22 protein-coding genes are annotated in these 24,446 nt (G+C 67.4%); 16 read left to right on the forward strand and 6 right to left on the reverse strand.

Features of this window, described 5'->3' with window-relative positions; translation table 11 throughout:
• Nucleotides 1-131: 131 nt before the first annotated feature.
• On the forward strand, nt 132-1,823 hold the full coding sequence (menD, locus tag AC3A3W_RS08930; RefSeq protein WP_487442129.1) for a 2-succinyl-5-enolpyruvyl-6-hydroxy-3-cyclohexene-1-carboxylic-acid synthase: 1,692 nt from the start codon (nt 132-134) through the stop codon (nt 1,821-1,823).
• 198 nt (nt 1,824-2,021) lie between these two features.
• A complete protein-coding gene (locus tag AC3A3W_RS08935; RefSeq protein WP_487442049.1) occupies nt 2,022-3,017 on the forward strand; it encodes a hypothetical protein in 996 nt (331 codons plus the stop codon).
• Here the strand turns inward: AC3A3W_RS08935 and AC3A3W_RS08940 are convergent.
• The 4 genes from AC3A3W_RS08940 to AC3A3W_RS08955 all read right to left on the reverse strand — a co-directional run bounded on the left by AC3A3W_RS08940 (nt 2,974) and on the right by AC3A3W_RS08955 (nt 7,027).
• Nucleotides 2,974-3,777, reverse strand: coding sequence for an amino acid ABC transporter ATP-binding protein (locus AC3A3W_RS08940; RefSeq protein ID WP_487442051.1), 804 nt, complete (start codon nt 3,775-3,777; stop codon nt 2,974-2,976). The genes AC3A3W_RS08935 and AC3A3W_RS08940 overlap by 44 nt on opposite strands.
• Nucleotides 3,778-3,789: 12 nt before the next feature.
• Nucleotides 3,790-4,581, reverse strand: a complete 792-nt coding sequence (locus AC3A3W_RS08945; protein ID WP_487442053.1) for an amino acid ABC transporter permease — start codon at nt 4,579-4,581, stop codon at nt 3,790-3,792.
• 102 nt (nt 4,582-4,683) lie between these two features.
• Nucleotides 4,684-5,490, reverse strand: coding sequence for an ABC transporter substrate-binding protein (locus tag AC3A3W_RS08950; RefSeq protein WP_487442054.1), 807 nt, complete (start codon nt 5,488-5,490; stop codon nt 4,684-4,686).
• A 208-nt stretch (nt 5,491-5,698) separates the two neighbouring features.
• Nucleotides 5,699-7,027 (reverse strand): isochorismate synthase, encoded by a 1,329-nt coding sequence (locus AC3A3W_RS08955; RefSeq protein WP_487442056.1) that lies wholly within the window; start codon nt 7,025-7,027, stop codon nt 5,699-5,701.
• A 122-nt stretch (nt 7,028-7,149) separates the two neighbouring features.
• Here AC3A3W_RS08955 and AC3A3W_RS08960 point away from each other — a divergent pair, with 122 nt between their 5' ends.
• From AC3A3W_RS08960 to AC3A3W_RS08975, 4 genes are all read left to right on the forward strand, one after another.
• Complete coding sequence (locus AC3A3W_RS08960; protein WP_487442058.1) at nt 7,150-7,929, forward strand: demethylmenaquinone methyltransferase; 780 nt, start codon at nt 7,150-7,152, stop codon at nt 7,927-7,929.
• A gap of 4 nt (nt 7,930-7,933) precedes the next feature.
• Nucleotides 7,934-9,268, forward strand: coding sequence for a geranylgeranyl reductase family protein (locus AC3A3W_RS08965; protein WP_487442060.1), 1,335 nt, complete (start codon nt 7,934-7,936; stop codon nt 9,266-9,268).
• 9 nt (nt 9,269-9,277) lie between these two features.
• Nucleotides 9,278-10,378: a polyprenyl synthetase family protein gene (locus AC3A3W_RS08970; protein WP_487442062.1), complete on the forward strand. Its 1,101-nt coding sequence runs from the start codon at nt 9,278-9,280 to the stop codon at nt 10,376-10,378.
• Between the two features lie 344 nt (nt 10,379-10,722).
• Entirely contained in the window at nt 10,723-11,562 is an 840-nt protein-coding gene (locus AC3A3W_RS08975) for a type IV toxin-antitoxin system AbiEi family antitoxin domain-containing protein (protein ID WP_487442063.1), read from the forward strand.
• A gap of 124 nt (nt 11,563-11,686) precedes the next feature.
• On the opposite strand, the gene AC3A3W_RS08980 is transcribed toward AC3A3W_RS08975, so the two are convergent.
• Together AC3A3W_RS08980 and AC3A3W_RS08985 are read right to left on the reverse strand one after the other, a co-directional pair.
• Entirely contained in the window at nt 11,687-12,109 is a 423-nt protein-coding gene (locus tag AC3A3W_RS08980; RefSeq protein ID WP_205654619.1) for a hypothetical protein, read from the reverse strand.
• A gap of 14 nt (nt 12,110-12,123) precedes the next feature.
• Nucleotides 12,124-12,795 (reverse strand): trimeric intracellular cation channel family protein, encoded by a 672-nt coding sequence (locus tag AC3A3W_RS08985; protein ID WP_487442065.1) that lies wholly within the window; start codon nt 12,793-12,795, stop codon nt 12,124-12,126.
• A 60-nt stretch (nt 12,796-12,855) separates the two neighbouring features.
• On the opposite strand from AC3A3W_RS08985, the gene AC3A3W_RS08990 reads away from it, so the two are divergent.
• The 10 genes from AC3A3W_RS08990 (at nt 12,856) to AC3A3W_RS09035 (ending at nt 24,386) form a co-directional block, all read left to right on the forward strand.
• On the forward strand, nt 12,856-13,725 hold the full coding sequence (locus tag AC3A3W_RS08990; RefSeq protein WP_487442067.1) for a sirohydrochlorin chelatase: 870 nt from the start codon (nt 12,856-12,858) through the stop codon (nt 13,723-13,725).
• A gap of 55 nt (nt 13,726-13,780) precedes the next feature.
• Nucleotides 13,781-15,520, forward strand: coding sequence for a nitrite/sulfite reductase (locus AC3A3W_RS08995; RefSeq protein WP_487442069.1), 1,740 nt, complete (start codon nt 13,781-13,783; stop codon nt 15,518-15,520).
• A gap of 44 nt (nt 15,521-15,564) precedes the next feature.
• The gene (locus tag AC3A3W_RS09000) at nt 15,565-16,311 is read left to right on the forward strand and encodes a phosphoadenylyl-sulfate reductase (protein WP_487442131.1); all 747 of its coding nucleotides are present in this window, start codon (nt 15,565-15,567) and stop codon (nt 16,309-16,311) included.
• Entirely contained in the window at nt 16,308-17,255 is a 948-nt protein-coding gene (gene cysD, locus AC3A3W_RS09005; RefSeq protein ID WP_487442071.1) for a sulfate adenylyltransferase subunit CysD, read from the forward strand. The genes AC3A3W_RS09000 and cysD overlap by 4 nt, the downstream gene beginning before the upstream one ends.
• Complete coding sequence (locus AC3A3W_RS09010; protein WP_487442073.1) at nt 17,255-18,676, forward strand: sulfate adenylyltransferase subunit 1; 1,422 nt, start codon at nt 17,255-17,257, stop codon at nt 18,674-18,676. Before cysD ends, AC3A3W_RS09010 begins: the two co-directional genes overlap by 1 nt.
• A gap of 133 nt (nt 18,677-18,809) precedes the next feature.
• The gene (locus AC3A3W_RS09015) at nt 18,810-19,976 is read left to right on the forward strand and encodes an RtcB family protein (RefSeq protein WP_487442076.1); all 1,167 of its coding nucleotides are present in this window, start codon (nt 18,810-18,812) and stop codon (nt 19,974-19,976) included.
• 16 nt (nt 19,977-19,992) lie between these two features.
• A complete protein-coding gene (locus AC3A3W_RS09020; RefSeq protein ID WP_487442078.1) occupies nt 19,993-21,306 on the forward strand; it encodes an aminotransferase class III-fold pyridoxal phosphate-dependent enzyme in 1,314 nt (437 codons plus the stop codon).
• Between the two features lie 143 nt (nt 21,307-21,449).
• Nucleotides 21,450-22,604: an ABC transporter substrate-binding protein gene (locus AC3A3W_RS09025; RefSeq protein ID WP_487442079.1), complete on the forward strand. Its 1,155-nt coding sequence runs from the start codon at nt 21,450-21,452 to the stop codon at nt 22,602-22,604.
• Between the two features lie 47 nt (nt 22,605-22,651).
• Complete coding sequence (locus AC3A3W_RS09030) at nt 22,652-23,377, forward strand: ABC transporter ATP-binding protein (protein ID WP_205654626.1); 726 nt, start codon at nt 22,652-22,654, stop codon at nt 23,375-23,377.
• Nucleotides 23,367-24,386: an ABC transporter permease gene (locus AC3A3W_RS09035; RefSeq protein ID WP_487442081.1), complete on the forward strand. Its 1,020-nt coding sequence runs from the start codon at nt 23,367-23,369 to the stop codon at nt 24,384-24,386. The genes AC3A3W_RS09030 and AC3A3W_RS09035 overlap by 11 nt, the downstream gene beginning before the upstream one ends.
• Nucleotides 24,387-24,446: the final 60 nt, after the last annotated feature.

The following is a 24,446-nucleotide window of genomic DNA, read 5'->3' on the forward strand; positions in this document are numbered from 1 at the left end:
AAGTGAGGGAGCGTCGCGGTTGGTGGCAGACTTGTTCGGTGACCTCCGAGGACCAGACCGAGCCTTCCGCCCCTTCTATCCACGCCTTTTCAGGCTCCGTGCCCGTTCATGCGCGGGCTGATCCGGAGCGCATGCTGACCTCGATGGCGGCCGCTCGCATCGCCGTTTCCGGGCTGTTAGCTGGCGGCGTCCGGTATGTGGTGGTGTCGCCCGGATCGCGGTCAGCCCCGATGGCGTACGCACTCGCTGAGGCCTCGGCGGCCGGCCGGGTGGAGCTGCTGGTCCGGATCGACGAGCGCTCTGCCGGCTTCACGGCCCTGGGCCTGGCCCTGGCGACAGGCGCTCCGGCGGCCGTCCTGACCACCTCGGGGACCGCCGTCGGGAATCTCCTTCCGGCCGTCATGGAAGCCAACCATGCCGCAGTCCCGCTGGTGGTGCTATCCGCCGACCGTCCCGAGGAGCTTCGCGGAACCGGCGCGAACCAGACCACCGTCCAGCTGGACCTGTTCGGCGAGCACGTGCGCTTCGCCGTCGACGTCCCTGCCGGTGACAGCCCGCAGCGGGCCGTTGAAACGGCGCTCGCGGCCGCCACCGGCGCCTTCGAGGACACGCCGCCCGGGCCCGTGCAGCTCAACCTGGCGTTCCGCGACCCTCTGGTTCCCGAGGCGGGGGAGCGGCTGCCGGAGCAGCGCGGCCACGGCACGTTCCGCATCGGCACCGAGCCGCTCACCATGTCCCTGACCCACACGACGGAGGACCTGCCGGAGCGGCGGACCGTGGTTCTCGCGGGGCACGACGCCGGTCCCGTTGCGGAGGCGTTCGCCCGGGCCCACGGCCTGCCGCTGCTGGCCGAGCCGTCGTCGAACTCGCGGTTCGGCCCGAACGCTGTGGGCCCCTACCGGCTGCTCCTGGAGCACTTCGGCCCTGACGCTGCGCAGCCGATCGAGCGCGCGGTGGTGTTCGGCCGCCCCACCCTGTCGCGGCCGGTCTCGGCGCTGCTGGCCCGGACGGACGTTGCCACCGCACTTTACGAGCCTGTGCCGGTGGCTTGGCACGAGCCCGGCCGCCGACGCGAAACCCCCGTGGCCAGCCTGACGGAGCTCGCCGAGTTCGCCGGCCGGGGATCCTCCGGGTGGCTCGACGGCTGGCTGCTCGCCGGTGCCGCGGCGCAGCACGCCGTCGACGGCGTGCTCTCCGACCACGACGAGGCGACCGGCCCGTCGGTGGGAGCCCTCATCTGGAAGCACTCCCGCGGCCAGCTGGTCCTCGGGTCCTCCAACGGCATCCGCGACGTGGACCTTGCCGGCCAGCCCTCCACCGAACCGACCGCCACCGTGTTCGCGAACCGTGGCCTCGCCGGGATCGACGGCACCATCTCCACCGCAACCGGTATCGCACTCGGCGGCCACCAGGAAACCACACTGCTGCTGGGCGACGTCACTTTCCTTCACGACGCCGGCGGCCTCCTCCTCGGCGCCGGCGAAGACCAGCCGCGGCTGCGCATTGTCGTCCTTAACGACTCCGGCGGGGCGATTTTCAACCTTCTGGAGCACGGCGCGGTGGCTGAGGCAGGCGGCTACGGAGACGCCGTCGAACGGCTCTTTGGCACCCCCCACTCCGTGGACATCGCGGCACTCGCCGCAGCGTACGGCGTCGGGCATTGCACGGTAAGCACGACGGCGGGACTCGCCGAAGCGCTGGCCGCGCCCTTCGCGGCCCGCACCATCATTGAGGTCCGCACGGACCGGCACGGGCTCCGGGCCCTGCACCGGCGGATCAGGTCGGCGGTAAGCGGGGCCGTGGCAGGGGTCTTGGCGGAGTAGGGGCGCGGGTTGCGGCCGGGCGCCGCGTCAATTACCTGGCGCTGCGCAAATTTCCTCCCGCTACTGGAATTCCGTGCGCGTGGGGCAATTTCCGCGTCGCTGTCGCCGGGGCGCGTCATGAGGGGGCGCGCCCGGGATATCCACATGGCGCACCTGGCCCCTGTCAGGGAGACATCGTGACCTGCGAGTCTACGAACCATGACGGATTTACCACGGCTGATCCTGGCACGCGACCGCATTCAGCAGGGATTGACGCCGAAGATGCTCGCCCGCCAGTGCGGCTCGGGCGCGCTTGTCCGGCTCCGTCACGGAGTCTATGTGGATGGGGCAGCCTGGAGCTCGCTCACAGCATGGGAGCAGTACCGGCTGCGCGTCCAGGCAGCGGCGGAAACGCTCTCTGCACCAACGGTGTTCGCCTGGCATTCGGCGGCCAGCGTCTGGGGCATTCCGACCATCGGTCTTCGCCACGCTGTGCATGCACTGACGTTTCAGAACGACGGCGGCCGATCTCGGGCAGGGGTGCGCAGGCATTATGCCGACCCTGCTGGCGTGAAGGCGTTCAGGCACGACGGGCTTTTGGTGACCGGCCGGGTGCGCACTGTCCTGGATCTTGCGGCTTTCACACCTTTCCGGGAAGCTATCGTTCCGCTGGACCATGTGCTGCGACCGGACCGGGCAAGGGGGGCTGCCGGCGCTTTCCAAGGAGCAGTTGCTGGCAGGAATCGAAGGGAACTACACCACGGCGGCAACCCACAGGATCGTCGTCGCCGTCGAGTTCGCCGATGCCCTGTCTGCCTCGGCGGGGAGTCCTACAGCCGGGCCCTCATATGCGCAGCAGGATTTGAAGCGCCCGCCCTGCAGCACGAAATCCGCGATGACCGGGGATTGGTTGGCTACTCCGACTATTACTGGCACAGTGTCCGTGTCGTCGGGGAGTTCGACGGTGTGGACAAATACCTGAAGCCGGAATATCTGAAGGGCAGAAGTCCGTCGCAGGCTGTGATCGACGAGAAGTACCGTGAGGACCGGATCCGTGCCACAGGTCGCGCCGTGGTCCGCTGGGTCTGGGCAGACCTGATGACGCCGGGACAGCTGGAACGGAAGCTGGCGGCGGCCGGTGTGCCCCGCCGTCGCGTCGCCAGGCGAGAGGCTACTCCGAGATCTCGATGTGCGTCGGGTCCAGCACGCGCTTGAGGAACTCCTTGGTGCGGCCCTGGGTCGGGGTGCTGATGACCTGCTCGGCCACGCCTTCCTCGACTACCACGCCGCCGTCCATGAAGACCACGCGGTCGGCCACTTCGCGGGCGAAGCCCATCTCGTGCGTGACCACGAGCATGGTCATGCCTTCCTTGGCCAGGTTCCGCATGACCGAGAGCACGTCGCCCACCGTCTCCGGGTCCAGGGCCGAGGTGGGCTCGTCGAACAGCATCAGCTCCGGGTCCATGCTCAGCGCCCGGGCGATCGCCACACGCTGCTGCTGGCCGCCGGACAGCTGGTCCGGGTAGCGGTCGGCGAGGTGCCCCAGCCCCACGCGCTCAAGGTTGGCGTGCGCCACCTTGTCCGCCTCGGACTGGGAGCGCTTGAGCACCTTGGTCTGCGCCACGGTGCAGTTCCGCAGCGCGCTCAGGTGCGGGAAGAGATTGAACTGCTGGAACACCATGCCCACCTTGCGGCGCATCCGGTCGATGTCCACATCGGGGTCCGTGGCGTCGAAACCGCCCACGTGGATGGTGCCCTCGTTGGGCTGTTCCAGGAGATTCACGCAGCGCAGGAGGGTGGATTTGCCGGAGCCGGACGGGCCGATCAGGCAGACGACCTCTCCAGGCGACACGTTCAGGCTGATGCCCTTGAGGACCTCGTTGGTCCCGTAGGACTTGCGCAGATTCTGGATGGAAACACCGGCGGCGTTGAGGGAACCGGTGTGGTTGCGGGAGTTGGTGACGACGTCGTTCATTAGCTTCTCTGCCTATCGCTTGGTCCGCGCGGAGCGGCTTTCGAACTTCCGGGCCAGGAGGCTCAGCGGGATGGTGATCACCAGGTAGAACGCGCCGGCCACCAGAAGCGGCGTCAGGCCCGCGCCCAGGCTGGAGATGCCGTCACGGCCGAACTTGGTGAGGTCGTACTGCGAGGCGGTCAGGCCCAGCACGTAGATCAGCGACGAGTCCTTGGTCAGCAGGATGACCTCGTTGGTCAGCGGCGGCAGGACGATCCTGAAGGCCTGCGGGATCACGATGGTGACCATGGCCCGCCACTGGGGCATGCCCAGAGAACGCGCAGCCTCCATCTGGCCCCGCGGTACTGCCTGCAGGCCGGCGCGGAGGGTTTCGGCGATGTATGCCGCGGCGACCATGCCGAGGGAAACCATCACCACGACGGTCACGTTCCAGGAAACCCCGAAGGCCAGCGGAACGCCGTAGCCGAAGGCGATGAACACCAGCAGGGCCGGGATGCCGCGGAAAAATTCGATGTAGCCGGTGGCGATCCAGCGGTAAAGCGGGAAGCTGGAGAGCTTCATGAGGGCCAGCAGCAGGCCGCCGGACAGGCCCAAGATGAATCCGAGGAAGGTATAGATCAGGGTGTTCTTCAGGCCCGAGATGAAGATATCCGGGAACAACGGTCCGATCTTGCCGAAGTTGAAGACGCTGTTGCCGACGGCCCTCCAGTCGGTGGCCAGGATCAGCGCGGCCGTGGCCACAACAAAGATTCCGGCCTGGACATACAGGCTTACTCTGGCTCGCTGACGTGCGGTCATTGTCATTGCCATGGTCTACTCACATTCGTTTGCGCAGTTGAGGCCCCGTACGGACTGTTGGACAGATCCTGAACGGGGCCCCTGCTGCGTAGGTCTCAGGCGCGTTGGCTACTTGGTGGCTTCGCCGAACCAAGTGGTCTCGAACTTCTTGAGGCTTCCGTCGTCGGTCAGGCGCTTCAGCGTTGTGTTGACCTGACCAAGCATGGCGGAGTTGCCCTTCTTGATCGCGATGCCCAGCTTCTCACCGGTGGCGTAGTTCTCCACGCGCTTGTACTTGGCGTCGTCCTTGATGGCGTAGCCCAGGACGGACTGGTTGCCGAGGGCGGCGTCGATGGTGCCGGCCTTGAGCGCCTGGACCAGGAGCCCCGTGTCCTCGAACTGCTGTGCGTCGAGGCCCTTGTCCTTCGCGTACTGGGCGCCGGTGGTGGCCTGCTGCACGCCCACCTTCTTGCCCTTGGCGCCGTCGAGGTTGGTGATGCCCGAAGCGTCAGAGGCGACGAGGGTCAGGTCGTCGTTCAGGTAGGGGTCGGAGAAGTCCATGACGGCCTTCCGCGGCTCCGTGATTGAAATCGAGGAGATGGAAACGTCGCACTGGGTCAGGGCGGTGCCGGTCTCGATGGCTTCGAAGGAGCTGTCCACCACGTTGAGCTCGGCCTTCATGTCCTTGGCAACCTCTGCGGCGATGTCCATGTCGAAGCCGACGATCTTGCCGTCCTTCTGGAACTCGAACGGCTCGTAGGGGACGTCCGAGCAGACGGTCAGTTTGCCGGCATTGATGAGCTGCACGCCGCCGTCGCTGCTTGTGGCAGCGGGAGTGGCGCTACCGCCGCCGCACGCGGTGAGGCTGAGTGCCCCGACAGCGAGCAGTGCGGCTGCCTTGGCGCTGAGTTTGGCCGTGGCAAGGGACTTAAACATGGTTTCTTACCTTTTGTTGCAGGAGTATGCGGAACTTAGACGGCTTATAGTGTAACGCTGAATGAGAGATGTGCATCACAGAAAACTAACTTTGACTATTCGATAACTATTGCACGCGATTTTGCAAGGCGTTCCGGGCCAGAGATGTCTGTGATTCCAGACAATCGACGGCGGGGACGGGCAGGGCGGCGGCATCGCGGCAGCCGCCTCAGCTGCTGATGCCCAGCGATTCCAGCATCGGCCGGAACTTTGCCCACGTCTCGGCCAGTTCCGCTTCCGGATGGGAGCCCTCGACTATTCCGCATCCGGCATATAAGCGGACGGTGGTGGGCGACTCGATGACGGCGCCGCGCAGCGCAATGCCCCACTCGCCGTTTCCGGCCGCGTCCAGCCAGCCGACGGGCCCGGCGTACGGACCCCGGTCCATGTGCTCGAGCTTCCGGATCAACGCCCCGGCCACCTGCGTAGGAGTGCCGCAGACGGCGGCCGTGGGGTGCAGGGCGTTGATCAGGGCCAGGCAGGTGGGCACGTGCCCCTCCACCTCGGTGAGCTCGGCCTTGACGTCCGACGCCAGATGCCACACATTCGGCAGCTCCAGGATGAACGGCTCGCTGTGCGCGTTCATGGCCTCCGAGAACGGCGCCAGCTGAGTGGTCAGCGACTGGATGGCGATCTCGTGCTCGTGCCGCTGCTTTTCGGAGCCGGCCAGCACCCGCTCGGCGTAGTCCAAGGGCAGCCCGGCCTCGCCGACGGCGTCGCGTCGGTCCAGCGTCCCCGCGAGGACACGCGCCTGGGCGGTGCGGCCCTCCACCTGGATGAGCATTTCCGGGGTGGCGCCCACGAGGCCGTCCACCCCGTAGGTCCAGCATTCCCGGTACCGGATGGCGAGCTGCCGCAGTACCTCCGCCGCGTTGACACCCTCCGGCACGGTGGCCACGACATCCCGTGCCAGGACGAGCTTTTCCAGCTTGCCCGTGCGGATCTCGGCAACACCGGCAGCGACGGCAGCCATCCAGTCCGCCTCGCTGAGCGAGCCGGTTTCCAGCGTGGCGGTCCCGGAAAGTCCGACGGCGGAGACCGGCTCTGCGGGCACCTCGCCATCGGCGGACCCTTCCAGCCAGCCCCTCAGCGCGGCGAGGGCACCCTCTTCGGTGAGTTCGCCGTCGTCGGCGGTTATCTGGGTGAGCCAGGTGCGGCCGTCCCGCACGCCGACCACGATCTCGGGCACAATCAGGCGCGATTCGTGGGCGGATACTTTGGAGAACGCAAACGAGCCGAAGGCTACGGGGCCGGTGCCGGGGCATTCGACGTGGTCGGTGATGTCGGCCTCGATCACCAGGTGCCGCCACCAGATGTCCGCCTCAAGGAACCGTTCGGGCCCGGTGGCTGTAAACCGTGCCACCTCGCCGAAGCCCACGAGTCCGGCCTCCCGCCGCGTCCAGCAGAGAACGTCGTCCCGGACCAGATACGACGGCAGCCCCCCGGGAGTCGATTCTCCATCCAAAGGGACTGTCAGAGTGCGGAGCGTTCTGGTCATGATGGGTCAACACTACTCCGCACAGTAACTTCAAGTGATCTCAGGTACTTTTCGGCCGGCCGCGGCAAAGGCCGGCTAAGTACCTTCAAGTACCTAACAGCAGATTCGGGTAGATTGACAGGGTGAACCGAGCATCCTTGGAAAAGCGTCCGGACGAAGTAGCCACGATGTTTGACGACGTCGCACCGAAATACGATGTCGTCAACGATGTCCTCTCGATGGGACAGACCCGCCGCTGGCGCAAGGTCGTGGTGGAGGCCATGGATGTCCGGCCCGGCCAGCGCGTGCTGGACCTGGCCGCCGGAACGGGGACCTCGAGCGAGCCATATGCCGATGCGGGCATAGATGTGGTGGCCTGTGATTTCTCGCTTGGCATGCTCAAGGTGGGCAAGCGGCGCCGCCCGGATATCGATTTCATCGCCGGGGATGCCACCAACCTGCCCTTCGCGGACAACACGTTCGACGCCAGCACCATCTCCTTCGGCCTGCGCAACGTCAACGAGCCGAAGAAGGCCCTGGCCGAGATGCTCCGTGTGACCAAGCCCGGCGGCAAGCTCGTCATTGCCGAGTTCTCCCAGCCCGTGGTGCCGCTCTGGCGCACCATGTACACCGAGTACCTCATGCGCGCCCTGCCGGCCATCGCCACCAAGGTCTCGTCCAACCCGGACGCCTACGTGTACCTCGCCGAGTCCATCCGCGCCTGGCCGGACCAGGACCACCTCGCCGCCTGGCTGCAGGAAGCCGGCTGGGAAGAGGTCACGTACCGCAACCTCAGCGGCGGCATCGTGGCCGTTCACCGTGCCCACAAGCCGCTCGCCGGCAACGGCTCGGCCGCCGCGATCGCTGCCCACACCGGCCCGGTGGCCAAGCTGCGCCGCAACATCCCGCGAACCGCCCGCTGACACTGTGAAAGTACTGATTGTTGGCGCGGGTCCGGCCGGATCCACTGCCGCGTATTACCTCGCCAAGGCCGGCGTCGACGTCACGGTCCTGGAAAAGACCAGCTTCCCGCGCGAAAAGGTGTGTGGTGACGGCCTCACGCCCAGGGCCGTGCGGGAGATCCAGAAGCTCGGCCTGCCGCACCCCGAGGAGGAGGGCTGGCGCCGGAACAAGGGCCTGCGCCTGCTTGCCGGCGGCCGCTCCATCGAGCTGCCGTGGCCCGAGGTCTCGGACTTTCCGCAGTATGGCCTGATCCGGACGCGCCTCGGCTTCGATGAGGAGCTGGCCCGGCACGCCCAGGCCGCGGGCGCCGTCGTGCTTGAACGCCACAGCGTCACGGAAGCGCTGCACAGCGAAGACGGCCGGGTGACCGGCGCCCGTGCGGCCGTCCTGGACGAATCCGGGCGCAAGACGGGGGAGACGCGCGACTTCACCGCCGACGTCGTCCTCGCCGCCGACGGCAACTCCACCCGCACCGCGGTGTCCCTCGGCATCCAGAAGCGCGACGACCGGCCCCTCGGCGTGGCCGTACGCACCTACTTCACCTCGCCACGCCACGAGGACGACTGGATGGAAGGCTGGCTGGAACTTCCCGGACGCGACGGCAAGCTCCTGCCCGGCTACGGCTGGGTGTTCGGCGTCGGCGACGGCACGTCCAACGTGGGCCTGGGCATCCTGAACTCCTCCAAGGAATTCGGCAAACTGGACTACAAGCAGGTGCTTCGCGAGTGGACCGCCGGCATGCCCTCCGAATGGGGCTTCACGCCGGAAAACCAGGTGGGCGAGATCCGCGGCGCCGCCCTGCCCATGGGCTTCAACCGCACGCCGCACTACGCGCCGGGCCTCCTGCTCCTCGGCGACGCCGGCGGCATGGTGTCCCCGTTCAACGGCGAGGGCATCTCCTACGCCATGGAGTCCGCCCGCTTCGCGGCCGAGTTCATTGTTGACGCGTCCTCGCGCAGCGCCTCGGGCGGGTGGTCCACGCACGACGCCGATGCGCACCTTGCGGGGTACGCGGACTACGTGCGGGAACAGTGGGGCTCGCACTTCACGCTGGGCCGGGCGTTTGCCGCGCTGATCGGCAAGCCTGCGGTCATGAAGCTCGCCCTGCGGACCGGAATGCCCGTCCCTGTGCTGATGCGCTTCGTGGTCCGGCTCCTGGCCAACCTCACCGATCCGTCCGCCAAGGGCTTCGAGGACCGCGTGATCCGGGTACTGGAATTGCTGGTGCCGGCCACGTCCAACACGTCCGCCACGTTGCCGTCCGGCTTCGAATCAGCGGTTTCCGCAACAAAAAGTTAGGGTTAACCCGTGACCAACTCCGCGAACCACAGCTGGACGCACGCCGGGCATGGCCTGCCGGCCTCCGAACCCAGCCTCAACACCACCGCCATCGCCACCGGACTGCAGCTGCCGGCAGGGTTCGCGGCCATTGCGGAGGACCCTGACCTCGGCCCGGCCATCACCAACAACCTGGCGCGCGTGGAGAAGAAGCTCCGCGAGGCCATCGCCAACTCGGATCCGCTGGCTGACGCAACGTCGCGTCACCTCGTGGAGGCCGGGGGCAAGCGCATACGGCCTCTGCTGACCCTGCTGTGCGCCCACCTTGGCGACGCCTCACTGCCCGCCGTGGTGCAGGCAGCCGTGGTGGTGGAGCTGACGCACCTCGCCACGCTGTACCACGACGACGTCATGGACTCGGCCCCCTTCCGCCGCGGCGCCCCCACGGCACACGAGGTCTGGGGCAACTCCGTGGCCGTCCTCACCGGGGACCTGATCTTCGCCCGCGCCTCCATCCTCGTGTCCGAGCTGGGCTCCCGTGCCCTCGGCATCCAGGCCCGCACTTTCGAGCGCCTGTGCCTGGGCCAGCTGCACGAGACCGTGGGCCCGCGCCCGGACGAGGACCCGGTGGAGCACTACCTGTCGGTCATCGCGGACAAGACCGGATCCCTCGTGGCGGCCTCCGGCCAGTTCGGCGCGATCTTCTCAGGCGCCGACGAAGCCTATGAAGACGTCCTGGTGGAGTACGGCGAGAAGGTTGGCGTGGCCTTCCAGCTGGCTGACGACGTCATCGATGTCACCGGCGTCAAGGTGAAGTCCGGCAAGTCTCCGGGCACGGACCTGCGCGAAGGCGTCCCCACCCTGCCGGTGCTGCTCCTGCGCAGCGCTGCGACGCAGGGTGACCAGTCCGCCGTCGAACTTCTCACGCTGATTGACGGCGACCTCTCCTCCGACGAGGCCCTGGCCGAAGCTGTGGCCGGGCTGCGCGAGCACCCCGTGACCGCAGAGTCGTGGGTGGTTGCTCGCGCATGGGCCGATGACGCGATCGCCGCGCTCGCGCCGCTGCCCGAGGGTGTTGTCAAGGCTTCGCTGACCAGCTTCGCCCGGGCCGTGGTAGACCGCGCGAGCTAGCGTCCAAGCCTCCAGACTTAAACGGAACGGCCCCGGTTCCTGCAGCGCCACACTGCTGGGAACCGGGGCCGTTTCTCCGTTCGCATCAAATCCACCGGAGGCTTTAGTGGACCCGTGAATAAGTCTATGACAGGTTTGTCACATTCTTCAAGTCGATTGTTAATCGGGGTGTCACGGCCCGTCCTGACCTTGTTTGCTCGGCGCTCCTGAAGGACACGCCGGCGGCGTGGCGCGCCGTCGGCAGTTGGCCGCGAAAGAGGGTCACGACGGATCCGGGGTCGGGTTTGTCCACATAGGCGCGTCCGTTGCTCCCCATCGCAGCCAAGCGCAGGGACCGTGGAGTGATGGACCTTCAGATCTTCCTGGCGCGACGCGGCGGAGCGGCCCGGAGGAGTGACCTCCTGCGCGCCGGATTCCTCCGGCCCACGCTTGAGGCTGCGGTCGACGCCGGCCACCTGCGCCGGCCCATCCGGGGCGTCTATGCACTGCGCAACGCGGACGACGGCGTCCTGGCCGCCTTTAGGTACAACGGCCGGCTCACCTGCGTGTCGGCAGCGCGGTTCTACAGCCTGTGGGACCTGCACCCGCCGCACGAAGTGCACCTGAGCTGCGGCAACGGTGTTCCGAAGAGCGGGGTGGTTGACCATGCCCCGTGCACGCATGCCCCCGATCCGGCCTTGCCGGTGGCAGGCCTCGCCGATGTCCTGCTTCATGCCCTGCGGTGCCTGCCGGAGCTAGAAGCGCTGGCCCTGGTGCAGTCAGCCACCGGCCGAGGCCAGATTTCCGCCGACTTCCTGCGGAGCAAACTCGTCGGAAACAGGAACGGCCGCGCCCGTGCCGTGCTGGATCTGCTGATTCCGCGGGCAGATTCCGTGCTGGAGATACTGGCCCATACGTACTTTGTCCGTGCTGGCCTGAAGGTCCGCATGCACGTCCAGTTGCCGGGGGTGGGCGAGGTAGATTGCCTGGTTGAGGAATGCCTCGTGGTGGAACTGGACGGCTCCACGCACTTTGAACCCCGGCAGGTCAAGAAGGATCAGCGGAGGAACAACGCCGGCATGCTCGGGGGCCATCTCACACTGCGCTATTACTACGACGACGTGGTGCACCGTCCCGCCGCCATGGTGGAGCAGGTCCAGGCCGTGCTCCGCCTGCGGGCGCTGGGAAGGCTCGCACCCGAATGACTCTCAGGTGCCGCCGTCGTGACCCTCTTTGCAGCCGTGGGCACCAAGACCCGCGGGCCCATCGGCGAGCCGCGGCCCGTCTGTGGCCAAAGAGGGTCAGGACGGCGCCGGAAGGGCCAGAAGCTCAGTCCTCGTCGTTAAAAGCCCACTCGAACATGTCGAAGACGAACTCGGAGAAGGTCCCCTCTTCGCTCTTCCACTGGCCGCGGGCGTTGTTGCGGCGGTACACGATGGGGTCCGGGATACTGAGATCGCCCACGCGGAAGCCCCAGGTGAAGTTTTCTTCCTCGTCCTCCAGGAACATCAGGAAGCCTTCGTCGTCCACTTCGAGTTCCTCGGGGTCCCAGAAGTAGTGGTAGGCCTCCATGAGGTCCTCGCAGCCGCCGAGGGCCAGGTAGAACTCGCGCAGCACCAGGGGAACGGTGAACTGGTGCTCGGCGAGGGCCTTGTCGAGGTCCTCCTCGGGCAGCCCGTCCTCTTCCTGCCATTCGTCTTCGAGATACTTCGGAACAAGCGCGCGGAACTTCTCGAGGAACATGTCAGTCATGGCTCTTATCCTAGCTAATCCCGGCCCCTCGAATTGCCGGTGTCCAGCCCCAGCCGCTGCCATCCCCGGACGGCCAGCGGAATGCGCCACGAACGCCGCCAGGCCACCACCCGGAACACGAAGACGACGGTGGCGACAGCGCACGCAGACACGGCGTTGAAGGCTCCCGATCCCCAAAGGGCGGTGGTGAGCACCGCCCCGGTGAAGGCCGGAAGGGCATAGAGGTCGCTGGCATCGAACAGCTGGGGCACCTCGTTGGCGGTGATGTCGCGCAGCAGGCCTCCGCCCACCGCCGTCGTCACGCCCAGCACGACCGCCGCCACCGGGTTCATTCCGAACGCCAGCGCCTTCAGCGTGCCGGTGATGCAGAACAGCGCCAGGCCGGCGGCGTCGAACAGGAGGAGCAGGGAGGTGAAGCGCTGGACGCTGGAGAACAGGAAGTACACGAGCACTGTGGCGAGCAGGGGAGGCGCAAGGTAAGCCGGATTCGTGAAGGCCGCCGGCGGCCCGCTGTTGAGGATGATGTCGCGGATCACTCCGCCGCCGAGCGAAACGAGGGACGCAAGGAGGAGGGAACCGATCAAGTCGAACTGTTTCCGCGCCGCGAGCAGCGATCCGGAGACCGCGAAGAAGAAGATGCCGGCCAGGTCCAGCCATACCAGGGCGATGTCAAAAGGGAATGTCATGAAGCGTCCCGGCTAATTTCAGGGGGCGGACAGTGCAGCTCCAACGTTACGCTAGCCCGTATGAATAGCCCGATCATGATCGCTTGTGCCCACGGGACGTCCAACGCGCAGGGGGCGGCCGAGGTCAATGCCCTCCGCGACGCCATCGCGGAGCTCCGGCCCGGGCTCGATGTCCGCGAGGCGTATGTGGACGTCCAGCAGCCCGACCTTGTGGACGTCATGGCAGGCCTTCCCCGGGACCCCGACGGCGGATCGGCTGCCGCCTCAGCGGTCGTGGTCCCGCTGCTGCTCAGCGTGGGCTATCACGTGAAGGTGGACATTGCGCGGGCGGTCAAGAGCCGCCCCGGGAGCGTCGCCGCGGCACCGCTTGGCCCGGACCCCCGCCTGGCGGCCCTGCTGGACCAGCGCCTCCGGGAAGCCGGCGTCACCGACAATGACTTCGTGGTCCTGGCCGCCGCAGGCTCGTCCAACCCAAACGCGGCGATCAGCGTGGAGAAACTGACGGAGCAGCTCCGGGCCCTGCGCCCCAACCGGATCGAGCCTGCCTACGGCGCGTCGGCCAAGCCGTCCGTTCCCGAAGCCGTCGCCATGCTGCGCGAGGAAGCGGCTGGCGGAGCCGGGGCAGGGGAGTCCGCGGGGGCGGTGGACATGGGCGGGCGCGTCGTCATCGCCTCGTACCTCCTCGCACCCGGCTACTTCCACGACCAGCTCGCCAAGGCCGGAGCGGACCTGGTCACCGCACCGCTGCTGCCGTCGCCGGTGCTCGCCGAGATCGCCCTCGAACGCTTCGACGCTGCGGTGGCAGCGCGTGCGGCTGCCGTTGCCGCCGAACCTGCCGCACCGGTTCCGGCGAAGGCGGCGCCGGAAGCACAGCCGGCGGGTCCGTTCAAGGCCCTTCGGCGATTCATGACGAAATATTTCCCTAGGTGACTTAGCGTTTCCGGGGCCTTTGTGGCGGGTTTCCGGGCGGCCCTACAGTCGATGCATGACTGATACAGCTCTAGCCGGAGCGGCCACGGACAAGCCCGCGCGCCCAGCCCGTGCCTCCCGCCCCGCCGCCAAGCCTCACGGCCAGTGGAAGGTGGACGGAACCACGCCGCTGAACGCCAACGAAACCTGGAAGCAGGAAGACGACGGACTCAACGTCCGCGAGCGTATCGAGTCCATCTATTCCAAGGAAGGCTTCGACGCCATCCCCGGACAGGACCTGCACGGCAGGTTCCGCTGGTGGGGTCTCTACACGCAGCGCAAGCCCGGGATCGACGGCGGCAAGACCGCCACACTTGAGCCGCACGAGCTCGAAGACAAGTACTTCATGCTCCGCGTGCGGATCGACGGCGGTGCGCTCACCACCGAGCAGCTGCGCGTCATCGGCAACATCTCGGTCGACTTCGCCCGCGATTCCGCCGACCTCACGGACCGCCAGAACATCCAGCTGCACTGGATCCGCGTGGAGGACATCCCCGAGATCTGGACCCGGCTTGAGGGTGTGGGCCTGTCCACCACCGAAGCCTGCGGCGACGTCCCGCGCGTCATCCTGGGATCCCCGGTGGCCGGCATCGCCAAAGACGAAATCATCGACCCCACCCCGCTCATCGCCGAGCTGGGGGAGCGCTTCATCGGCAACCCGCTGCTGTCCAACCTGCCGCGCAAGTACAAGACCGCGATCACCGGCCACCCCAGCCAGGACGTGGTGCACGAGATCAACGACTTCGCGCTCGTCGGCGTCAAGCACCCTGAACTCGGCGTCGGCTATGACCTCTGGGCCGGCGGCGCACTGTCCACCAACCCCATGCTGGGCAAGCGCCTCGGCGCCTTCGTCACGCCGGAGCAGGCAGCCGACGTGTGGCTCGGCGTCACCAGCATCTTCCGCGACTACGGTTACCGCCGCATGCGCACCAAGGCCCGCCTGAAGTTCCTGATGGCTGACTGGGGCCCGGAGAAGTTCCGCCAGATCCTCGAGGACGAATACCTCGGCTACAAGCTGGCCGACGGCCCTGCCGCCCCCAAGCCGTCCACCCCGGGCGACCACGTGGGCGTGCACGAGCAGAAGGACGGCAAGTTCTTCATCGGCGCCACCCCGGTGGCCGGCCGCCTTTCCGGCACTCAGCTGGTGAAGCTCGCCGACACCCTCGAGGCCCGCGGCTCCTACCGCCTGCGCACCACGCCGCACCAGAAGCTGGTTGTGCTGGATGTTGCCAAGGACGAGGTCGAACCGCTGGTCGCCGAGCTGGACGCCCTGGGCCTCTCCGCCCGCCCGTCCGTGTTCCGCCGCGGCACCATCGCCTGCACCGGCATCGAGTACTGCAAGCTGGCCATCGTGGAAACGAAGGTCACCGCAGCCACCGCCGTCGCCGAGCTGGAGCGCCGCCTCGCGGACCTGGCCGACAGCGGCCAGCTCCCGCAGGCCCTGTCCCTGCACATCAACGGCTGCCCCAACTCCTGCGCCCGCATCCAGACCGCGGACATCGGGCTCAAGGGCATGATGCTCCCCACGCCCGACGGCGACCCCACCCCGGGTTTCCAGGTCCACCTGGGCGGCGGGCTGGCTTCCTCGGACCGCGAAGAGGCCGGCCTCGGACGTACCGTCCGCGGCTTGAAGGTCTACGTGGCCGACCTGCCGGACTACGTGGAGCGGGTCGTCCGCCGGTTCGTGGCTGACCGCGCCGAGGGCCAGACCTTCGCCGAGTGGGCCCACGCCGCAGATGAGGAGGCACTGCAGTGAGCAAGCACGCACTTGGAATCGACCCGGTGGTTGAGCCTTCCCCGGTGGTTGAGCCTGTCGAAACCGCGGTCTCGACAAGCTCGACCAACGCGCTCCGTTCCCACGAGGAACTCAAGGCCCTGGCCGAGGCCGGCGCCGCCGAGCTCGGCTGGGATGCCCCCGCCCGTGACGTGATTGCCTGGGTGGAGCGCAACTTCGAGATGCCCGCCGTCGCCGTCGCCTGCTCCATGGCCGACGCCGTCCTGCCGGCGCTGGTCGCTGACCAGCTTCCCGGCGTCGACGTCCTCTTCCTGGAGACCGGCTACCACTTCCCGGAAACCTACGCCACGCGCGACGAAGTGGCCGCGAACCTCCGCGTCAATGTGGTGGACGTGCTCCCGGAGAACACGGTGGAGCAGCAGGACCGGCTGCTGGGCAAGGACCTCTTTGCCCGCGACGCCGCCCAGTGCTGCGCCCTCCGCAAGGTGGCACCGCTGCGCCGCACCCTGGCCGGCTACGAGCTCTGGTTCACCGGCGTGCGCCGCGACGAAGCCCCCACGCGCACCAACACCCCGCTGGTGACCTGGGACGAAGCCAACGGCCTGGTCAAGGTCAACCCGGTGGCGGCCTGGACGTTCGACCAGCTGGTCCAGTACTCCGATGACAACCTCCTTCCCGTCAACCCGCTCCTCTCCCAGGGCTACCCGTCGATCGGATGCCAGCCCTGCACCCGCAAGGTGGCACCCGGCGATGATCCCCGCGCCGGACGCTGGGCAGGAACCAACAAGACAGAATGCGGACTACACGTATGAGCACTTTCCTAACCGAGGAGCCCACCCAGGTGACCGACGTCGCAGCCTCCACGCGCCTCTCCAGCCTGGACACCCTGGAGTCCGAAGCGATCCACATCATCCGCGAGGTCGTTGCCGAGTTCGAGAAGCCTGCGCTGCTGTTCTCCGGCGGCAAGGACTCCGTGGTCATGCTGCACCTCGCCACGAAGGCGTTCTGGCCCGGCAAGGTCCCCTTCCCCGTACTGCACGTGGACACCGGCCACAACTTCCCCGAGGTCATCGACTTCCGCGACCGCACGGTTGAGCGCCTCGGCCTGAAGCTGGTTGTCGGCTCCGTCCAGGAGTTCATCGACCGCGGCGAGCTGGCCGAGCGTGCCGACGGCACCCGCAACCCGCTGCAGACCGTCCCGCTGCTGGACGCCATCCAGTCCAACAAGTTCGACGCCGTCTTCGGCGGCGGCCGCCGCGACGAGGACAAGGCCCGCGCCAAGGAGCGCATCCTGAGCCTCCGCGACGAGTTCGGCCAGTGGGACCCGCGCAACCAGCGGCCCGAGCTGTGGAACCTGTACAACGGCCGCCACACCGTGGGCCAGCACGTCCGCGCATTCCCCATCAGCAACTGGACCGAGCTGGACGTGTGGCGCTACATCGAGCGTGAAAACATCGAGCTGCCCGGCCTGTACTACGCCCACGACCGAGAGGTCTTTGCCCGCGACGGCATGTGGCGCGCGGTGGGCGAGGTCTCCCAGCCGCTGCCGCACGAGGAAGTCATCACCAAGACCGTCCGCTACCGGACCGTCGGCGACATGTCCTGCACCGGCGCCGTTGAATCGGCTGCCGCCACCGTGCGCGACGTCGTGATCGAAGTTGCCGCCTCCACCATCACCGAACGTGGCGCCACCCGTGCGGATGACCGCATCTCCGAGGCCGCCATGGAAGACCGCAAGAAGGATGGCTATTTCTAATGAGCACCGAGATTGACACCGCCCGCGCGGCCGCACTTCTTGACGAAGCACCCCTGACCAACGCCACCCTCTTCCGTTTCGCCACCGCCGGATCGGTCGACGACGGCAAGTCCACCCTGGTGGGCCGCCTCCTGCACGACTCCAAGGCCATCCTCGCCGACCAGCTCGACGCCGTTGCCCGCACCTCCGCGGACCGCGGGTTCGGCGGCTCGGCCGGCGGCATCGACTTGGCGCTGCTGACGGACGGCCTTCGTGCCGAGCGCGAGCAGGGCATCACGATCGACGTCGCCTACCGCTACTTCGCCACGGACCGCCGCAGCTTCATCCTCGCGGACTGCCCCGGGCACGTGCAGTACACCAAGAACACGGTGACCGGCGCGTCCACGGCGGACGCCGTCGTCGTGCTCATCGACGCCCGCAAGGGAGTCCTGGAGCAGACCCGCCGCCACCTGTCCGTGCTGCAGCTCCTCCGCGTGGCGCACGTGATCGTGGCCGTGAACAAGATCGACCTCGTGGACTTCAGCGAATCGGTGTTCCGCGAGATCGAAGCCGACGTGCAGAAGGTGGGCCGCGAACTCGGCCTCGGATCCGATGGGATCACCGACCTGCTGGTCGTTCCGGTTTCCGCGCTCGACGGCGACAACGTGGTGGAGCGTTCGGCGCGCACCCCCTGGTACACCGGGCCGGCGCTGCTCGAGGTGCTCGAGACACTGCCCGCCGCCGACGAACTCGAAAGCCACCTGGAAAGCTTCCGCTTCCCGGTGCAGCTGGTCATCCGGCCGCAGGGAGCCCTCGCCCCCGACGCCGTGGCCGGCGGACTCGACACCGAGGCGTACCGGGATTACCGCGCCTACGCCGGGCAGATCACCGAGGGCTCGGTCAAGGTGGGGGACAAGGTCAGCGTGCTGACCCCCGGCCAGGACCCCCGCACCACCACGGTGACGGGCATCGACTTCGCCGGAGCCGAACTGCTGGAAGCCGCAGCCCCGCAGTCCGTGGCCATCCGCCTGGCCGACGAGTTCGACGTCGCCCGCGGTGACACCATCGCCGCTGCCGGGACTGTCCGCGAAAGCTCGGCCGACCTGTACGCAGCGCTCTGCTGGCTGTCCCCGAAACCGCTCCGCGAGGGCGCCAAGGTCCTGGTCAAGCACGGCACCCGCACCGTGCAGGCGCTGGTCCGCAGTGTCAGCGGCAAGCTGGACCTGGCCACCTTCAACCTCGAAGGCGCCTCCAGCCTGGAGCTCAACGACATCGGCCACGCGCAGCTCCGGCTCGCTGCCCCGCTGCCGCTCGAGAACTACCTGCACCACCGCCGCACGGGCGCGTTCCTGGTGATCGACCCGCTGGACGGCAACACCCTCGCCGCGGGCCTGGTCAAGGACCACCCGGGCGACCACGAGGACGAGCGCTACTCGATCTAACACTGAGGTCGCCGGAATCGTGCGAGATCGCCGCAAATTTGCGGCGACTTCGCACGCTTCCGGCGACTTCGCTGTTTACGGGCCCTTGCCGCCCTCCGCCCGGCCCACCATCATCAGGTGTGGGAGGCGAAACGTGGAGACCATCAACAGCAAGCTCATCAACTGGGCGTCCATCCTGGATGACAAGACGCGCGAGCAGGCGCTGGCAACGGCCCGGCTTCCCTTCATCTACCCGCATCTGGCGCTGATGCCGGACGCGCACCTGGGCAAGGGCGCCACTGTCGGCTCCGTCATCCCGACGCTCGGCGCCATCATTCCCGCCGCAGTGGGCGTGGACATCGGCTGCGGCATGATTGCCGTCAGGACGCAGTACGCGCTGAAAGACCTGCCCCAGGACCGGAAACGGTTGCGCGAGGACATCGAGCGCGTCATTCCGCTGTCCGCGGGCCACAACAACCGCACAGTCCTCGCCACGGCCCAACCGCGCATCGCCGAACTGCGGAAACTGGCCGCCAAGGCCGGGTTTGATCCGGGCCATTATGTGGCGAAGTGGGACCTGCAACTGGGCTCGCTCGGATCCGGAAACCACTTCATCGAGGTATGCGTGGATGAGACGGATGCGGTCTGGCTGTTCCTGCACTCAGGGTCCCGGGGGATCGGCAACAAGATCGCGCAGCACCACATCAACGTCGCCCGCCGGCTGGCGGCAGCCAAAGGCACTGTCCTGCCGGACCCGGACCTGGCCTCCCTGGACGAGGGCACGGCGGAATTCACGCATTACATCAAGGAGCTCCGCTGGGCCCAGCGCTTTGCCCTGCTGAACCGTGAGGAAATGATGGACCGCGTCATTACCCAGTTCGGCCGTTGGGTGGGCGGCCCGGTCCGCGAGAAGGAGCGGATCAACTGCCACCACAACTTCACCCAGCAGGAAACCCACTATGGAAAGTCCGTCTGGGTGTCGCGGAAGGGGGCCATCAAAGCCGAAGCGGGGGATCCGGGGCTGATTCCCGGGTCCATGGGCACAGCCTCCTACGTTGTGGAGGGTCTTGGCAACCCCGTGTCACTGAACTCGTCGCCGCACGGTGCGGGCCGGGAATATTCCAGGAATGCGGCGCGCAGGACGTTCTCCCTTGCCGAGCTGAAGCAGGCCATGCACGGCATCGAGTTCCGCGCCACGGAGGCCTTCATTGACGAGATTCCTGCGGCCTACAAGCCGATAGACCAGGTCATGCATGATGCCGCAGACCTCGTCTCAGTGCGCCACCGGCTGCGGCAGATCATCAACGTCAAGGGGGACTGAACCAATGGAGGATGCCGTGGATCTCGATGAACTGGTCTTCCACCCCTGGGCGGTGCAGGGGCCGCGCGACGTGCCTACCTTTGTCAGTGGGTCCGGGAGTTACCTCATCGACGCCGACGGACGACGCTACCTGGATTTCAGCTCGCAACTGGTGTTCACCAACCTCGGCCACCAGCATCCGCGCATCGTCGCTGCGATCAAGGAGCAAGCCGACCGTCTGTGCACGCTCGCACCCAGCCACGCGTCCGACGTCCGGGGCGAAGCGGCACGGATGATTGTGGAGGTCGCGCCGCAGGGCCTCGGGCACGTGCTCTTCACCACCAGCGGAACGGAGGCCATCGAGCATGCGGTCCGAATGGCACGCCTTCATACCGGTCGACCGAAAGTGCTCGCCGCGTACCGCTCGTACCATGGCTCCACGGCAGCATCGATCCACCTCACCGGCGACCCGCGCCGCTGGGCCTCGGACACCGGCGCGGCCGGAGCCGTCCATTTCTTCGGTCCTTTCCTGTACAGGTCGGCGTTCGGGTCAAGGAACCCGGAGGAAGAGTCCGAGCGGGCGCTGGCCCATCTCGAGCAGGTGATCCTCCTGGAAGGCCCGTCGACGATCGCCGGCCTGGTCCTGGAATCAGTGATCGGCAGTTCGGGCGTCATCGTCCCACCTGCCGGCTACCTGCGCGGGGTGCGCGACCTGTGCGACCGCCACGGCATCGTCTATATCGCCGACGAGGTGATGGTCGGCTTCGGCCGCACCGGAGCCTGGTTGGGCGTCGACCACGACGGCGTGTCACCCGACCTGCTGGCGTTCGCGAAGGGAGTGAACTCCGGGTACGTGCCGCTGGGCGGGGTGCTCGTCGGCGACGCGATCTACGAGATGTTCACCAAACGCCCCTACCCCGCGGGCCTGACGTACAGCGGCCACCCACTCGCCTGCGCCGCCGCCGTCGGCGCCATCAGCGCCATGCACGAGGAGGGCACCGTCGCGGCAGCTGCCCGCCTCGGCACGGACGTCCTCGGGCCAGGACTCCGGCAGCTTGCCGCGAAGCACGAGTCCGTCGGGGACGTCCGCGGCATCGGCGGCCTCTGGACCGTCGAACTCGTCCGCGACCGGCGGACCAAAGAGCCGCTCGTGCCGGCAGGAGCCACCGGGCCGGCGAACGCGCCGATGGCCTCCTTCGCCAAGGCATGCCTGGACCGGGGTTTGCTGCCGCTGACCATGGGCAACCGGGTCAATGTCGCTCCTCCCCTAAATGTGACCGACTCCGACGCCGCCACGGGCCTGGCCATCCTGGACGACGCACTGGCAGCAGCCGACACATACCTCGCATAGGTCCGGTCTGCTAAAGGGCCTGGGCGGCGGGCGGTCAGATAACGCAGGCTGGAGCGCGTCCGAATGTGACGTTAGATGAACGCGCGTGACCCCGGGTTTCCGAGTCATTGAACCGGGTTAATGACACTCCCTATGGTGAATTCATGACTAGTTCCAGGCCGGGCATGACCCGCATTGAGGCCGGCGACAGCCAGATGCCCAAGCGGAGGCGTGCCCTGGAGATTGCCCTGGCCCTTGGCTTGGTCCTGCTGATCAGCGTGGGGGCTGTTGTGGCCTCCGCCGTGTCGCGGGATACCAACGCGTCGGCAGCGTCTCCTGCCTCCCTTGGCCCTGCCGATGAGTTGAAGCTGGGCTACTTCGGGAACATCACGCATGCCCCCGCCCTGGTGGGCGTCAACCAGGGCTTCATAGAAAAGAACCTGGACGGCACCAAGCTGTCCACGCAGGTCTTTAACGCCGGGCCCGCCGCCGTCGAGGCACTGAACGCCGGGGCCATCGACGCCACGTACATCGGTCCCAACCCGGCCATCAACTCGTTCGTCAAGAGCAAGGGCGAGTCCATCAGCATCATCGCCGGCGCGGCCTCGGGCGGGGCGCAGCTCGTGGTCAAGCCGGAAATCAAGACCGCCGCGGACCTGAAGGGCAAGACCCTCGCGTCGCCGCAGCTCGGCGGCACCCAGGATGTGGCGCTGCGCGCCTGGCTCGGCGAGCAGGGCTACAAAACCACCCCCGACGGCGGCGGCGACGTCGCCATCAACCCGACAGAGAACGCGCAGACGCTGAAGCTGTTCCAGGACGGAAAGCTCGACGGCGCGTGGGTACCCGAGCCGTGGGCGTCCCGCCTGGTGCTCCAGGCCGGCGCGAAGGTCCTGGTGGACGAGAAGGACCTGTGGGACGGCTCCCAGACGGGCAAGCCCGGCGAATTCCCCACCACCATCCTGATCGTCAACAAGAAGTTCGCCGCCGAACACCCGCAGACCGTGGAGGCCCTGCTCAAGGGCCACGCGGAGTCCGTGCAGTGGCTCAACGACACCCCGGCGGCCGAGAAGGCCAGCAAGGTCAACGCCGCCCTCAAGAAGGACTCCGGCAAGGCACTGCAGCAGAACGTCATCGACCGCTCGCTGCAGAACATCACCTTCACCGTGGACCCGCTGGCCGGCACCTACAAGAAGCTGCTGCAGGACGGCGTAGACGCCGGAACCACCAAGCAGGCCGACCTCAACGGCATTTTCGACCTCCGTGCCCTCAACACGGTGACCAAGACAAAGACTTCCGCAGCAGGGCTTGGCCAGGACTAGCCTCCGCTGCGGCAGCACACCACGCACCACGAACAAAGGACGGGACCATGCCAGTCGTACTGGAAAACCTGGGCAAGCGCTTCGGCGACGGCGCCCCGGTGCTGGACGACGTCAACGCCACCATCGGCAAGGGCGAGTTCGTCGCCCTCCTCGGTGCGTCCGGCTGCGGCAAGTCAACCCTGCTGAACATCATGGCGGGACTGGAGGTCCCAACGTCGGGCGCTCTTGAGGTGCCCAGCGACGGCGCTGCCTTCATGTTCCAGGACTCCGCCCTCTTCCCGTGGCTGACGGCCAGGGAGAACGTCGAGCTTGCGCTGAAGCTGCGCGGTGTGGGCAAGGCCGAACGCCGTGCCAAGGCCGGCGAGCTGCTCGACCTCGTTCACTTGGCTGAGGCGGCGGACAAGCGCCCGCACGAGCTCTCCGGCGGCATGCGACAGCGCGTGGCCCTGGCCCGTTCGCTCGCACAGGACCGGCAGCTGCTGCTGATGGACGAGCCGTTCGCGGCCCTCGATGCGATCACCCGTGACCTGCTCCATGACGAACTCGAGCGCATCTGGAAGGAAACGGGACGCACCATCGTGTTCGTGACGCACAACGTCCGCGAAGCCGTCCGTCTCGGCCAGCGCGTGCTGCTGCTGTCCTCAAGGCCCGGCCGCGTGGTCGAAGAATGGAACGTCACCGAAGAACACCGTACCGACGCCGGTCTTGCCGGACAGCTGACCGGGGTCATCACCGCCCGGCTGCGAGAGGAGATCCGCCGCCATGCCAAGTAGGTTCCTGTCTGACTCCGCGCCGGATGCCGCCCCCGCCCCGGAAGCCGAGCTCATCGAGCCGCCGTCGGCCGAACCCGGCGTGGCCAAGGTTTCGACAAGCCCCACCGGCGGATCCACCAAAATCCACGCCGCCCTGACGCGTTCCTCTACCGGCTCCGCCGACCTGCGCGAGCTCGAATCCGGGCTGGACTCCCTGCAGTCGGACGCCGTCCGCAAGGCCAGGATCGACTGGAGCCGGGTCCTGCTTCCGGTGGCGGCAGTCGTAGTGCTCGTCCTCATCTGGCAGTTCTACGTTTCGCTCGGCTTCAAGCGCCGCGACCAGGTGCCGGGACCGCTGGACGTGCTGGGGCAATTCGGCACGCTGTGGGCTGACGGTTCGCTGCAAGAGGCTGTGTGGACATCGCTGCAGCGCGGACTCTTGGGCTTCCTGATCAGTGTTGTCATCGCGACGCCGATCGGCCTGCTGCTGGCCCAGGTGGCTCCGCTGCGCCGGGCGTTCGGTCCGCTGATCTCCGGGCTGCAGGTCCTGCCCTCCGTGGCCTGGGTCCCCGCGGCCATCATCTGGTTCGGCCTCACCGACGCCACGGTCTATTTCGTGGTCTTCATGGGGGCCATCCCGTCCATCATCAACGGTTTGATCTCAGGCGTGGACCAGATCCCGCCGCAGTACCGCAGGGTGGGCACCGTGCTGGGTGCCTCCCGGCTGGAGATGGCCATCCAGATCATCCTTCCCGCGGCCCTTCCCGGCTACCTCGGAGGCCTCAAGCAAGGCTGGGCATTCTCCTGGCGGTCGCTCATGGCCGCGGAAATCATCGCCGTGGGCGGCACCATCGGCTTCGGACTCGGCTCCATGCTGAACCAGGGCCGCGACCTCGCCGACATGACCATCGTGATGTCCGCGATCCTGCTCATCCTCGCCGTGGGCATCCTCATCGAGCTGCTCGTCTTCGGGCCGGTGGAGAAGCGCCTGCTCCAGCGCCGCGGCCTCCTTGCCGGCAGCACCCGCTAAGCACCTCCATTTGACCCAAACCAGAAAGCCCGACGGCGATGATCGCCGTCGGGCTTTCTG

The organism is Arthrobacter sp. Soil_N43, assembly GCF_057655195.1.